Genomic DNA, 14,435 nt, shown 5'->3' on the forward strand with positions numbered 1-14,435 from the left:
TTAAAATAAATTTTTATTTTAAATATATTTAATAATTGAATTATAATTTTATATAAAATATCAAATTTTTATTTTTTTTAACATAAAAAATATTTAGGAGATTTCTTGAATAATTTAAATATAGATTTTAAAAATTATTTACATTTTTTTTTAGGTTTATTTGCTGTAATTAATCCTATTGGTATGATTCCTATTTTTATAGCAATGACAGGTTTTCAATCTACTAAAGAACGAAATAAAATAAATATTATTTCAAATATAACTGCAGCTTTTATTTTAATTATTTCATTATCTTTAGGTAATATGATTTTAAATTTTTTTGAAATCTCTATAGAATCATTTAGAATTGCTGGAGGAATATTAATAATTAGTATTTCAATATCTATGATTCATGGAACTTTAATGAATAATTTAATAAAAAATAAAAATAAAAATAAATTTTTTTATAACAAAGAAAATATTAGTATTATACCTTTAGCTATGCCATTAATTGCTGGTCCAGGAGCAATTAGTTCTACTATTATATGGAGTACACATCATAATAATTGGAATAATAAATTGGGTTGTATTTTAGTAATATTATTATTTTCTTTTATTTGTTGGATATTTTTCCAAATTGCTCCTATTTTTATTAAAATTCTTGGATCAACAGGTATTAATATATTAACAAGAATTATGGGATTATTATTAATGTCATTAGGAATTGAATTTATTATTTCTAGTATTATTACTATTTTTACAAAAATGTTATAATTTATTTAATAATATAATGTTATTAATTTTATGAAATTAATAAATAATTATTTAAAAAAAAATAATATTATTATTCGAAATTTTCAATTATCTTCTTGGGAAGATATTTTTAATAAAATGACTTATTTTACAAATTTTAGAAATGAAAATACATTAGATGAAATTTGGTTTGTAGAACATTATCCAATTTATACACAAGGACAATTTGAATATAATAGTTTAAAAAAAAATATTAATAATATTCCAATATTATATACTAATAGAGGTGGAAAAATAACATATCATGGTCCAGGACAACAAGTTGTATATTTATTATTAAATTTAAAAAGATTAAAAATAAATATTAGACAATTATTATCTATAATAAATAATGTTGTATTAAATACATTATATTATTTTTCTATTATTGGTAATACCGGAATTATTCCAGGAATATATGTAGAAAAAAAAAAAATTTGTTCTATTGGATTACGTATTAAAAAATATTTTACTTTACATGGTTTTTCTTTAAATATTAAAATGAATTTAGAACCATTTAAATATATTCATCCATGTGGCGATAGTACAATTATTATGACTCATATGTATGATATTAATAAACATATTTCTTTAGAAATTGTAAGAAAAATTTTAATAAAAAATTTTTTTATTTTTTTAACATAAATTATTTATAAATATAATTCAATATCATTTAATATAATATTAATAAATAAAATTAAAAAAAATCAAATGAATAAATTAAATAATATAAAATTAAAAAAAAATATTTTTTTAAAAAATAAAAAATTATCTAAACCAAATTGGATTAGAATTAAATTACCAAAATCATTTTTTTATATTAATAAGATAAAAAATATTTTAAAAACAAATTCTCTTCATACTGTTTGTGAAGAAGCTTTATGTCCTAATTTACCAGAATGTTTTAATAATAAAACTGCAACATTTATGATTTTAGGTAATATATGTACTCGAAAATGTCCATTTTGTGCAGTAAAAAAAGGTAGACCAAATATTATTGATAAAAATGAACCATATAAATTATCAAAGACAGTATTTCAAATGGGAATTAAACATATAGTAATTACTTCGGTAAATCGTGATGATTTAAAAGATGGAGGAGCTAAACATTTTGTAAAGTGTATTAAAAAATTACGCATTAATAAAAAAATAAAAATTGAAATTTTAGTTCCTGATTTTCGAAACTCAATAAAATATTCAATAGATATTTTATCTACTTATCCTCCAGATATTTTTAATCATAATTTAGAAAATGTTCCTCGTTTATATAAAATCATTAGACCAGGTGCAAATTATCAAAAATCACTTTATTTATTAAATTATTTTAAACAAAAAAATCCAAATATTCCTACTAAATCTGGTTTAATGTTAGGATTAGGTGAAACAAAAGAAGAAATTATTCAAGTATTAAAAGATTTAAGAGAAAATGGTGTTAATATGTTAACTTTAGGTCAATATTTACAACCTAGTAAAAATCATATTTCAGTTAAAAAATATATTACAATTGAAGAATTTCAATATTATAAAAATCAAGCATTATCAATGGGATTTACTAATGCATTTTGTGGTCCATTAGTTCGTTCTTCATATCATGCAAATAAACAAATAAAATAATTATTATATTTTTATTATGTTAATTATTTTTTTTTATTAAATTATATAATGAAATTATTTATATTTATTAAATTTTATTATTAAAATTATAATATTTAATTTTTAAAATAAAAAATAAAACATTTTAAAATATTTTTAAAAATATTATTTAAAAAATTTTTAAATAATAATTATTATTAATTATAAAATACATTTATATTTTAAATAAAATATTTAAAATATAATTAAAAATTTAAATAAAATATTTTATTGTATTAAAATAATGAATATTATTTTATTTTATAAGAGTAAATATGAAAATTAAACGTATACAAGATGCTATTTTACCTACACCATGGGGAAAATTTATAATAATTGGATTTGAAGAAATTTTAAAAAATAAGCATCATGTTGTTTTAACTTATGGAGATATTACAAAAAATCATCCATTATTAGTTAGAATTCACTCAGAATGTTTAACTGGAGATTCTTTATTTAGTTTAAGATGTGATTGTGGTGAACAATTAAAAATGTCATTAATGTTAATTGCTAAAGAAGGTCAGGGTATATTAATTTATCATAGACAAGAAGGACGTAATATTGGTTTATTAAATAAAATTAAAGCATATCATTTACAAGATTGTGGATTAGATACAGTAGAAGCAAATCATAAATTAGGTTTTTCAGCTGATGAACGAGATTTTACTGTATGTTCGGATATATTAAAATTAATGAATATTTATAAAATTAGATTATTAACTAATAATCCATTAAAAGTAAAAATATTAAATAATTCAGGTATTCATGTTGTAAAGAGAATTGATTTAATTATTAAAAAAAATTCTGAAAATGAAAAATATTTAAATACTAAAATTAATAAAATGGGGCATTTAATTCCTAATTAATAAAAAAATAAATATAATAACTAATTTTTTTTAAAATTAAAAATTTTATTTAAAAATAAATCTTGGATTACCATTTTTATCAATAGCTACATAAGTAAATATAGCTTTTGCAATTTTAAATTTAGATCCTAATGGTTGAGAAGTAATTTTTTTTATCCATACTTCAATTTTAATTTTTAATGATGTATTACCAATATTTATACAATGAGCATAACAACTTACTAAATCTCCAATAGATATTCTTTTAAAGAAAATCATTTCATGAACTTTTAATGTTACTACTTTACCTTTAGAAATTTGTTTTGCTAAAATTGCTCCTCCCATATCCATTTGAGACATAATCCAACCGCCAAAAATATCTCCATTAGCATTTGTATCAGATGGCATAGCTAACGTTCGTAATACTATTTTTTTTTTTATAGATTTCTTTATTGTATTCATATAAATTTTTTTATTTTTTATAATATGATAATTTTATTAAATTTAAACATTTTTATATTTTTTTTAAATATAATTTTAATAAACAATAAAAAATAAATATTATTATAAAAAAAATTAATATTTTTATTATTAAAAAAATAATTATATTATATATTATTAATAATAAATTTTTTATTATAAATAATATGATTTGATTTAATAATAAAAAAATATTTAATTTTAATATTAAAAATAATAATAATATTATAATAAAAAATATTATTTTTAATTTTATTTTTTTTTTAATTATTAATTTTATATAATAAAAATTATTTCTAATAAATATTAAAATTGAAATTATTAATAATATAAAAAATGATGATAAAAATGTTGTCATTAATATTTTAATAATATTAATTATAATTAATAAAAATATTATTATTATTAATATTTTTAACATAATTGATTTTTTAATGTTTTTTAATTTAATATATTTAATATATCATGATAAATAACATAATTTATAATAATATAAAATTTTAAAACATAATCTATTTAATTGTTGCAGATTTTAATTTAAAAATTAATTTTTTAATTTTTTTTAACATAATATCATTATTATAATGATATTTTTCAATTAATTTTATAATTATAGAACCACAAATTACACCCTGAGTTCCAGATGATAATGAATTTTTAATATGTTGTATTTTTGAAATTCCAAAACCTTGTAAAATTGGTTTAGAATTATATTTTTTTAATTGATTAATAATATTTAAATTAGGATTATTAATTTTATTTTTTAATCCAGTAACTCCAGAATGTGTAATTAAATAAACATATCCTTTACTTTTTTTTGCTATTTTTTTTATTAATTTTTTATCAGAATTAGGAGGACAAATAAAAATTTGAAGTATATTATATTTTTTAGAATAATATTCAAAAATTGAAGATTCTTCTATAGGAAGATCAGGTATTAATACTGAATCTATATCAATTTTTTTACATTTTTTATAAAAATTTTTAATGCCTTTATTAAAAATAATATTTGCATAAACTAATATTCCAATTGGAATAGTAGGATATTTTTTTCGTATTGTATTTAAAATTTTAAAACATTTAGAAATAGTAATTTTATTAGATAAAACACGCATATTAGCATTTTGTACAATAATTCCATCTGCTAATGGATCTGAAAAAGGTATGCCTAATTCTAATGCATTAACACCTGATTTAATAAAAATATCAATAATTTGATAAAATGATTGTATAGATGGATCTCCAATAGTTATATATGGAACAAAACATCCTTCATTAATTAATTTTATTTTTTGAAACATTATCTCATATCGATTCATAATATTTTTCCTGATTTGAAATATTTTTATATACTGTTAAAATATCTTTATCTCCTCTTCCAGATAAATTTACAACAATAATTTGTTTTTTATTAGGATTTTTATTCATAATTTTTAATGCATAAGCAAGAGCATGTGAAGATTCTAAAGCAGGAATGATACCTTCATATTTACATAAATTAATAAATGCATTTAATGCTTCTTTATCAGTTATTGAATCATAAACAACTCTACCAATAGAATTTAACCAAGCATGTTCTGGACCAACAGATGGAAAATCTAATCCAGCTGAAATAGAATGTGATTTTTTAATTTGTCCATCTATATTTTGCATCATAGCAGATTTCATTCCAAAATAAATTCCTGTTTTTCCATGCTTTATTGGTGCACCATGTTTTCCTGTTAAAATTCCTAAACCTCCTGGCTCAATTCCAATAAGTTTGACATTATCATTAATAAAATTATGAAATATACCAATAGCATTAGATCCTCCACCAACACATGCAATAATTTTATCTGGTAATTGTGATTCTTGATTTAAAATTTGTTGTTTTGTTTCAATACCAATAATTTTTTGAAATTCCCGTACCATAATAGGATATGGGTGAGGTCCTGCAGCTGTTCCTAGCATATAATAACTATTATTATAATTTTCTGTCCAATCTCTTAAAGCTTCATTACAAGCATCTTTTAATGTTTCAGAACCATTTTTTACAGGTATAACTTTTGCTCCCATTAATTTCATTTTAAAAACATTAGTTTTTTGTCTTTTTATATCTTTATTACCCATATAAATACGACATTTTAAATTTAATAATGAACAAGCAAATGCTGTTGCTACTCCATGTTGTCCTGCTCCAGTTTCTGCTAATACATATTTTTTATTCATTTCTTTTGCTAATAATGCCTGACCAAGAACTTGATTAGTTTTATGAGCTCCCCCATGTAATAAATCTTCTCTTTTTAGATAAATTTTTGTTTTTGTATTTTTTGTTATATTTTTACATAATGTTAATGGAGTAGGTCGACCTGCATAATTTTTTAATAAATAAGATAATTTTTTTTGAAAATTAGAATTATTTTGTGAATTTACAAAATATTTTTCTAATTGTTTTAATGCTGGAATTAAAATTTGAGGTACATACATGCCACCAAAATTTCCAAAATATGGATTTAATAAATTCATAATAATAATTCCTATTATAAATATTAATTAAAATATTATTTTTAATTAATAATATTAATTTATAATGATTTTAATTTTTTAAATAACTTTTTTAATTTTGTATGATCTTTAATTCCAGGGAATTTTTCTAATTTTGAATTAAAATCTAATCCAAAACAATTTAATTTAGATGCTGCATCACAATTTTCTAATGATAATCCTCCAGATAAAAACACTTTTTTTAAATTATAATTTTTAATTTTTTTCCAATCAAAACTTATTCCACTACCCCCTTTAAAATTATCAAATAAATAATAATCAATATATTTAAAATTTAATTTTTTTTGATTTTTTTCTATATAAATCGCTTTCCAAATTTTAATATTTTTGTATATTTTTTTTTTTAAATTAATAATATATTTTTGATTTTCATTTCCATGCAATTGTATAGCATATAAATTTAATTTTTTAAATAAAAAATTAATTTTATCAATATTTTCATTTTGAAATACTCCAACGTATTTTAATTTTGTTGAATTAATAATATTTTTTGCAATATTATATTTAATATACCTTAAAGAATTTGGAATAAATATTAATCCTCCATATACTGCACCTAATTTTTTAGATATTTTAGCATCTTTAGGTCTTGTTAAACCACAAATTTTATTATTACCAAATAAAATACTATTAATTTTTAAACCAATATTTTTAGATTTCATAATGGATGAACCAATTAAAAATCCATTAACTATATTTTTTAATTTTTTTACTTGTTGATTATTTTTTATTCCAGATTCACTAATAATAATTTTATTTTTAGGTATTAATGGAGCAAGTTTATATGTTCTATTGATATCAATATTTAAATTTTTTAAATTTCTATTATTTATACCAATAATTTTAACATTTAATTGAATTGCTCGATTTAATTCAGATATATTATTAATTTCAGTTAGAATTCCCATATTTAATTGATGTGCAATATATTCTAAAGATTTATATTGTTGATCATTTAATACAGATAACATTAATAATATAGCATCAGCATGATGATATCTAGCTAAATATATTTGATAAGGATCAATAAAAAAATCTTTACATAATATTGGTTGTTTAACTAATGTACTTACTTGAGATAAAAATTCAAATTTACCCTGAAAATATTTTTCATCAGTTAAAATAGAAATAGCTGATGCATGTCTTTTATAATATTTAATAATATTATTAATATTAAATTTATTATTAATAATTCCTTTTGATGGAGATGATTTTTTAATTTCTAGAATAAAAATTGATTGTTCAGATTGTAATTTTTTATAAAAATTTCGATTTGAAATAGTAATATTTCTTTGAATGTCATATATTGATTTTTTTTTTTTTTGAATTTTTAACCAACTTAATTTATCATATAAAATATTATTTAAAATATTAATTGTCATAATTTTTCTCTTTTGATATATTTTTTATATGTTGATTAATTTCTCCACTTTCAATTTTTTCAAAACATATTTTTGTATTTAATTTAAGATTCTCATATCCAAATATTTTAAGTAAAATTGCTGCATTCATTGCAATTAAATATTTATATTCAATAGGTCCTCTACCTTTACATATATTTTTAAAATCTAAATAATTTTCTTGAATAGTTTTTTTTTTAAACAAAAAATTTTTTACTCTATTAATTCCAAAATCTTCAGGATATAAATTATATGAAATAATTTTTCCATTTTTAACTTCTACTATCTTTGTTTTATAATTTAATGTAATTTCATCTATACCATGACTATGTAATAATATTACTCTTTCATAATTTAATTGATGAACAATTTTAGCTAGAGGTAATAATAAATGAGGTGAATATACTCCAATAACAGAATAATTTGGTCTTGAGGGATTTAATAATGGACCTAATATATTAAATATAGTTCTTGTTTTTAATTCTTTTCTTATTTTTGTTACATACTTAAAACCAAAATGATATTGAGGGGCGTATAAAAAACATATATTTAATTTATCTAATTGTTTTTTAGATTCTTTAGGGTTTATTTTAATATTAATATTATTTTTTTTTAATATATCTGCAGATCCTAATTGACTAGATACACCACTATTACAATGTTTAATAATTTTTAATCCAAGAGATGAAACTACTAAAGCACTTAACGTAGATACATTAATTATATTAACATGATCTCCACCCGTTCCTGCAATATCTGCAAATAAATATTTAGGTTTTGGAAAATTAATAGAATTTTCTTGTAAACATTTTATTGCACCAATAATTTCATTAATTGATTCTAATCTTATTTTTAAAATAGTTAATATTGATGTTAATTTTATTACAGATATTTTATTTTTGATAATTTTTTTAAATAAATTATAACTTTCTAATTCATTACATGTTTTTAATGCATATATTTTTTTAAATATTTTTTTCATTTTATATTTTATATTATTAATATTATTAATATTGTAAATTTTATTAAGAATTAAATTTTTTAATAAATATTATATATAATATAATATATCTATAATTATTTTATACAATAATTTTATATTTATATATTTTTATAGGAATTATTATATGGATTTATTATTTGAATATAGTTTATTTTTATTAAAATTAATTACTTATTTAATATTAATATTTATTTTCATAATATCAGTTTCTTATTTTTTTAAAAAAAATATTAAAAAAAAATATAAATTAAAAATTAAAAGTATTTCTAATTTTTACAATCATATAATTGATATATCATTTAAAAATAAAATACAATTTAATAAAAAAAATTTTATAAAACACACTAAATGGGATTATAAAAAACCAATATTATATGTTTTAAGTTTTTATGGTGATGTTCATGCAAGTGAAGTATCTCATTTAAAAAAAGAAATTTCTATTATTATTTCTATTATTCAACCTAATGATGAGGTTTTATTAAAATTAGAAAGTTTTGGAGGAACAGTACATGAATATGGTTTAGCAGCATCTCAATTACAAAGATTACGAAATCATAATATTAAATTAACAGTAGTAATAGATAAAATAGCTGCTAGTGGAGGATATATGATGGCATGTGTTGCTAATTATATTTATGCTGCTCCATTTGCTATCATTGGTTCTATTGGAGTAATTGGACAAATTCCTAATTTTCATAGATTATTAAAAAAAAATAATATTGATATGGAAATACATACAGCAGGTCATTATAAAAGAAATTTAACAATGTTTGGAGAAAATAATGATCATCATCGTTTAAATTTTCAAAAAAAATTAAATATTACATATAAACTTTTTAAAGATTTTATTTTTAAAATGAGACCTAATTTAAATATTGAAAAAGTTTCTAATGGCGATTATTGGTTTGGAATAACAGCTTTAAAAAAAAAATTAATTGATGAGATAAATACAAGTGAAGATGTAATTTTAAAAAATATGAAAAAATTTAATGTTATTTCTATTAAATATATTAAATCAAGAAATATTTTTAATAATTTTATTTTAAACTTTTTAAAAAAAATATTTACTATATTAAATTAATTTTAATTAAATTATTTTTTTAATAAAATATATTTATATTATATTTAATATTATAAATATATTTAAATAATAAATTATAATAATTAATATCATTTATTATATTATTATTTAAATATATTTATAATATTTCTTATATAATTATTTTTTATTGATGTTTTTTAAAAATATAATTATATTATATTATTTATAATAATGTAATTTTATACTAATTATGAAAATTTTATTAAATTTAAATAATAAAAAAAAAATAAATTTATTAAATTTTGATTATTCTCAAATGAAAAATTTTATGTATTCAATTAATGAAAAACCATTTAGAGCAAATCAAATTATGAATTGGATATATAAACATTTTTGTACTGATTTTAATCAAATGACTAATTTGAAAGATACTTTAAAAAAAAAATTATATAATTTAAGTTATATTCAAGCTCCAAATTATATTAAAAAAGTAATTTCTAAAGATCATACAATTAAATGGTTATTTTCTGTAAATAATGGAATTATTGAAACAATATATATTCCTGAAAAAAAAAGAAATACTTTGTGCATTTCTTCACAAATTGGGTGTATTTTAAAATGTAAATTTTGTGCAACTGGTGAACAAGGTTTTAAAAAAAATTTATTAGTTTCAGAAATTATTGGTCAAATTTGGAGAATTTGTAAAAGTATTAAAAAAAATAAAAAATTAAATCCAATTACTAATATAGTTTTTATGGGAATGGGAGAACCTTTATTAAATTTAAAAAATGTTATTCAATCATTAAAAATTATATTTGATAAATTTGGTTTTAATATTTCTAAAAAAAAAGTGGTATTATCAACATCAGGAATTATACCTGCAATAGATAAATTATCTAATATCATAGATGTTAAATTAGCAGTTTCATTGCATGCATCAAATGATGATGTTAGAAATCATTTAATGCCAATTAATAAAAAATATAATATTCATTTACTTTTATCTTCAATATCAAGATTTATAAAAAAATCAAAATTAAATAAAAATGGAATAACAATAGAATATATCATGTTAAAAAATATTAATGATACTATTTTTCATGCTAAAGAATTAATAAAATTATTAAAAAACATACCTAGTAAAATTAATTTAATTCCTTTTAATAATTTTTCAAATAATTATTTAAAATGTAGTACAAATAATCAAATAAATATATTTTCTAAATTTTTAATTAAACATGGTTTTATTACTACCATTCGTAAGTCTCGAGGACAAGATATTCAAGCTGCATGTGGACAATTAACAGGTAATTATATTAAATAAAATATAAAAAATTATATTATAATTTTATAATAAATATTTAATATATATTTAAAATAGGAATAATATGTGAATTATATTTTTAAATCTATAAAAGGTATGCATGATTACCTCCCTCAGGATATTTTAATTTGGAATAAAATAGAAAATATATTAAAAAAAATATTATATAGTTATAGTTATCATGAAATTAGATTTCCAATAGTAGAAAAAACAATATTATTTCAAAAATCAATTGGTAATACAACTGATATTATTGGAAAAGAAATGTATTCATTTTATGATAAAAAAGGAATAAATATAACTCTACGTCCTGAAGGAACAACCAGTTGTGCAAGATTTGTTATTCAAAATAAATTATTATATCATCAAAAACAAAAATTATGGTATTATGGACCAATGTTTAGATATGAACGTCCTCAAAAAGGTCGATATCGTCAATTTTATCAATTTGGTATTGAAACATTTGGATTTTCAGATCCAGAAATAGAATTAGAATTAATTCTTTTAATAAATAAATTTTTTAATCAATTAAAAATCTCAAAATTCATTACTTTAGAAATTAATTCAATTGGTTCTATTGCTGAACGAAATAAATATAAAATAAAATTAAAAAAATTTTTAAAAAAATATATTAATGTTTTAGATAAAAATTATTTAAGAAAATTAGATCAAAATGCTTTAAGAATTTTAGATAGTAAAGATCAAAATATTCAAAATATATTACTTAAAGCACCGCGTTTAATTGATTTTATTAATTTAAAGTCTCGATTGTGTTTTAATAAATTATGTAATTTAATGGATCATTTTAATATTCCATATGTTATTAATTATAATTTAATTAGAGGATTAGATTATTATAATGATATTGTTTTTGAATGGAAAACTAATTATTTAGGATCAAAAAATACAATATGTGCAGGAGGTAGATATAATAAATTAATAAATATTTTAAAAGGTCCTAATATTCCTGCAGCTGGTTTAGCAATTGGAATGGATAGACTATTACTATTAATTCAATCACTTTCTATTTTTTCTAAAAATATTATAAAATATGATATTTTAATTTTTTTTTATGAAAAAACATTAAAATATAATGCGATATTTTTATCAGAACATATTAGAAATATAATTCCAACATTAAAAGTATTATTAGAATTTCAACCTATAAAATTAAAAAAAATATTTAAAAATATTAACAAATATTATTGTAAAATAATATTATTTGTTAAAGATATTAATATAATTAATGTATATGATATAAAAAATAAAATACATGAAGATATTAAAAAAAAAAATATAATAAATAAAATATGTAATATATTACAATTATAAAAAATATAATTTAAAATATAATTTTTTAAATATAAATATAGAAATAATAGAAATTAATAATTTTAAGGATTTTAAATATGTTTACATATCAAACAGAAAATATACAATCCGATCTAAAAGTATGGAAATATTTAAATAAAGAAATTATTCGACAAGAGCAAAATATTGAATTAATTGCTTCTGAAAATTATGCTAGTATAGCAGTTATGCAAGCTCAGGGATCTCAATTAACTAATAAATATGCTGAAGGATATCCTGGAAAAAGATATTATGGTGGTTGTCATTTTATTGATTATTTAGAGAATATAGCAATTAATAGAGCTAAAAAATTATTTAAAGCAGATTATGCTAATGTACAACCTCATTCTGGTTCACAGGCTAATTTTGCTGTTTATACAGCTTTATTAAAACCTGGAGATTTAATATTAGGTATGGATTTATCTCATGGCGGGCATTTAACGCATGGTGCTTCAATTAATGTTTCCGGAAAAATATATAAATCAATAACATATGGTTTAAATAAATTAGGAAATATTAATTATAATAAAATTGAATATATAGCAAAAAAATATAAACCTAAAATAATTATTGGAGGCTTTTCTTCTTTTTCAAAATTTATAGATTGGAAAATTTTAAAAGAAATTTCTAATAATATTGACGCATATTTATTAGCTGATATTTCTCATGTTTCTGGATTAGTAGTTACAGGTTTATATCCTAATCCAATTAATTATGCAGATGTTGTAACAACAACAACACATAAAACATTATCAGGACCTAGGGGGGGATTAATATTATCTAAAAATAAAGATGATAAATTTTATCAAAAAATTAATTCTGCAGTATTTCCAGGAATTCAAGGTGGTCCTTTAATGCATGTTATTGCGGCTAAAGCTATTGCTTTTAAAGAAGCATTAAATCCATCATTTAAATTATATCAAAAACAAATTTTAAAAAATTCAAAAATAATGGTAAATACTTTTATAAAAAATAATTTTGATATCGTTTCTGGTGGAACAGATAATCATTTATTTTTAATAAATTTAAAAAAAAATAATATTACTGGAAAAAAAGCAGAATATTTATTGGAATTAGCAAATATTATTGTAAATAAAAATAGTATCCCAAATGATGCAACTAGTCCTTTTGTTACTTCTGGAATTCGAATCGGAACTCCTGCTATTACCAGAAGAGGTTTTAAAGAAGTAGAATCAAAAATAGTTTCTGAATGGATAGTAGATATTATTAATAATAATAATAATAATCAAAAAATATTAGATATTAAAAATAATGTATTAGATTTATGTCAAAAATATCCTGTTTATATAAAACATTTTTAATATAATTTATATAAAAATATAATTATTTTGGTAAATTAATATTAATTGTATTGTTATAAATATCATTTATATCCTTACAATAAGGAATCATACCTAAAAATGGTTGTTTAATAAATTTGTTTATTGTATATATATAATTTAAAATATATGGTTCAGGTTTTATACAATTAGCATACCAACCAGAAAACTGTACACCAGAATTTAAAATAGCCTGAGTTGTTAAAATAGTATGATTAATACATCCTATTTCCATTTTAATAACTAAAATAACAGGAATTTTTTCTTTTTTTACCCAATCAGCAAGAGTAATTTTTTTAAATATTGGTGTATACCATCCACCAATACCTTCAATAATAATCCAATTTGATTTTTTTTGGATAATTTTTAATCCAATAGATAACTTTTTTAAAGTAATATGATTGTTTTTATTATTTAAAAAATTAGGCGGTAGAGGATTATAAAATGAAAAAGGATTAATTTCTTCATATTTAAATTTAATATTACTATTTTTTTTTAAAAATATTGCATCTTGATTTCTTAAACCATTAATTGTTTGTGTACAACCTGTCGATATAGGTTTATATCCTGCTGTATTAAATCCTAATTTTGATGCTTTTTTTAATAATATTGTTGATATTATTGTTTTTCCTACATTAGTATTTGTTCCAGTAATAAACCATTTTTTTATCATATTTTTTATATTATATTTAAGAATATTAATT

General features: G+C 18.4%; 14 protein-coding genes. 8 read left to right on the forward strand and 6 right to left on the reverse strand.

Annotated elements, in window-relative coordinates; translation table 11 throughout:
* Positions 1-105: 105 nt before the first annotated feature.
* The 4 genes from D9V81_RS00940 (at position 106) to ribA (ending at position 3,269) form a co-directional block, all read left to right on the forward strand.
* Positions 106-753 carry a YchE family NAAT transporter gene (locus D9V81_RS00940; RefSeq protein WP_158349446.1) on the forward strand — a complete coding sequence of 216 codons (648 nt, stop codon included), beginning with the start codon at positions 106-108 and terminating at the stop codon, positions 751-753.
* A 30-nt stretch (positions 754-783) separates the two neighbouring features.
* On the forward strand, positions 784-1,416 hold the full coding sequence (gene lipB / locus D9V81_RS00945) for a lipoyl(octanoyl) transferase LipB (protein WP_158349447.1): 633 nt from the start codon (positions 784-786) through the stop codon (positions 1,414-1,416).
* Between the two features lie 66 nt (positions 1,417-1,482).
* Complete coding sequence (gene lipA / locus D9V81_RS00950; protein WP_158349448.1) at positions 1,483-2,385, forward strand: lipoyl synthase; 903 nt, start codon at positions 1,483-1,485, stop codon at positions 2,383-2,385.
* A 293-nt stretch (positions 2,386-2,678) separates the two neighbouring features.
* Complete coding sequence (gene ribA / locus D9V81_RS00955; RefSeq protein WP_158349449.1) at positions 2,679-3,269, forward strand: GTP cyclohydrolase II; 591 nt, start codon at positions 2,679-2,681, stop codon at positions 3,267-3,269.
* Positions 3,270-3,314: 45 nt separating this feature from the next.
* Here ribA and yciA read toward each other — a convergent pair whose 3' ends face one another.
* The 5 genes from yciA to trpD form a co-directional block, all read right to left on the reverse strand.
* Positions 3,315-3,710, reverse strand: a complete 396-nt coding sequence (gene yciA, locus D9V81_RS00960) for an acyl-CoA thioester hydrolase YciA (RefSeq protein ID WP_158349450.1) — start codon at positions 3,708-3,710, stop codon at positions 3,315-3,317.
* A gap of 530 nt (positions 3,711-4,240) precedes the next feature.
* Positions 4,241-5,047, reverse strand: coding sequence for a tryptophan synthase subunit alpha (gene trpA / locus D9V81_RS00965; protein ID WP_158349451.1), 807 nt, complete (start codon positions 5,045-5,047; stop codon positions 4,241-4,243).
* Positions 5,034-6,233, reverse strand: coding sequence for a tryptophan synthase subunit beta (gene trpB, locus D9V81_RS00970; RefSeq protein ID WP_158349452.1), 1,200 nt, complete (start codon positions 6,231-6,233; stop codon positions 5,034-5,036). Before trpB ends, trpA begins: the two co-directional genes overlap by 14 nt.
* 59 nt (positions 6,234-6,292) lie before the next feature.
* Positions 6,293-7,654 carry a bifunctional indole-3-glycerol-phosphate synthase TrpC/phosphoribosylanthranilate isomerase TrpF gene (gene trpCF / locus D9V81_RS00975; protein WP_158349453.1) on the reverse strand — a complete coding sequence of 454 codons (1,362 nt, stop codon included), beginning with the start codon at positions 7,652-7,654 and terminating at the stop codon, positions 6,293-6,295.
* Positions 7,644-8,654 (reverse strand): anthranilate phosphoribosyltransferase, encoded by a 1,011-nt coding sequence (trpD, locus tag D9V81_RS00980; RefSeq protein WP_158349454.1) that lies wholly within the window; start codon positions 8,652-8,654, stop codon positions 7,644-7,646. Before trpD ends, trpCF begins: the two co-directional genes overlap by 11 nt.
* 145 nt (positions 8,655-8,799) lie before the next feature.
* On the opposite strand from trpD, the gene sohB reads away from it, so the two are divergent.
* The 4 genes from sohB (at position 8,800) to glyA (ending at position 13,713) form a co-directional block, all read left to right on the forward strand.
* The gene (gene sohB / locus D9V81_RS00985; protein ID WP_158349455.1) at positions 8,800-9,756 is read left to right on the forward strand and encodes a protease SohB; all 957 of its coding nucleotides are present in this window, start codon (positions 8,800-8,802) and stop codon (positions 9,754-9,756) included.
* 211 nt (positions 9,757-9,967) lie between these two features.
* Positions 9,968-11,041, forward strand: a complete 1,074-nt coding sequence (gene rlmN / locus D9V81_RS00990) for a 23S rRNA (adenine(2503)-C(2))-methyltransferase RlmN (RefSeq protein WP_158349456.1) — start codon at positions 9,968-9,970, stop codon at positions 11,039-11,041.
* Between the two features lie 66 nt (positions 11,042-11,107).
* A complete protein-coding gene (hisS, locus tag D9V81_RS00995; RefSeq protein WP_158349457.1) occupies positions 11,108-12,373 on the forward strand; it encodes a histidine--tRNA ligase in 1,266 nt (421 codons plus the stop codon).
* A 77-nt stretch (positions 12,374-12,450) separates the two neighbouring features.
* On the forward strand, positions 12,451-13,713 hold the full coding sequence (glyA, locus tag D9V81_RS01000; protein ID WP_158349458.1) for a serine hydroxymethyltransferase: 1,263 nt from the start codon (positions 12,451-12,453) through the stop codon (positions 13,711-13,713).
* 22 nt (positions 13,714-13,735) lie between these two features.
* Here the strand turns inward: glyA and bioD are convergent, their stop codons facing one another.
* On the reverse strand, positions 13,736-14,404 hold the full coding sequence (bioD, locus tag D9V81_RS01005) for a dethiobiotin synthase (RefSeq protein ID WP_158349459.1): 669 nt from the start codon (positions 14,402-14,404) through the stop codon (positions 13,736-13,738).
* Positions 14,405-14,435: the final 31 nt, after the last annotated feature.

The organism is Buchnera aphidicola (Therioaphis trifolii), assembly GCF_005080705.1.
Taxonomy (GTDB): Bacteria; Pseudomonadota; Gammaproteobacteria; order Enterobacterales; family Enterobacteriaceae; genus Buchnera_L; species Buchnera_L aphidicola_X.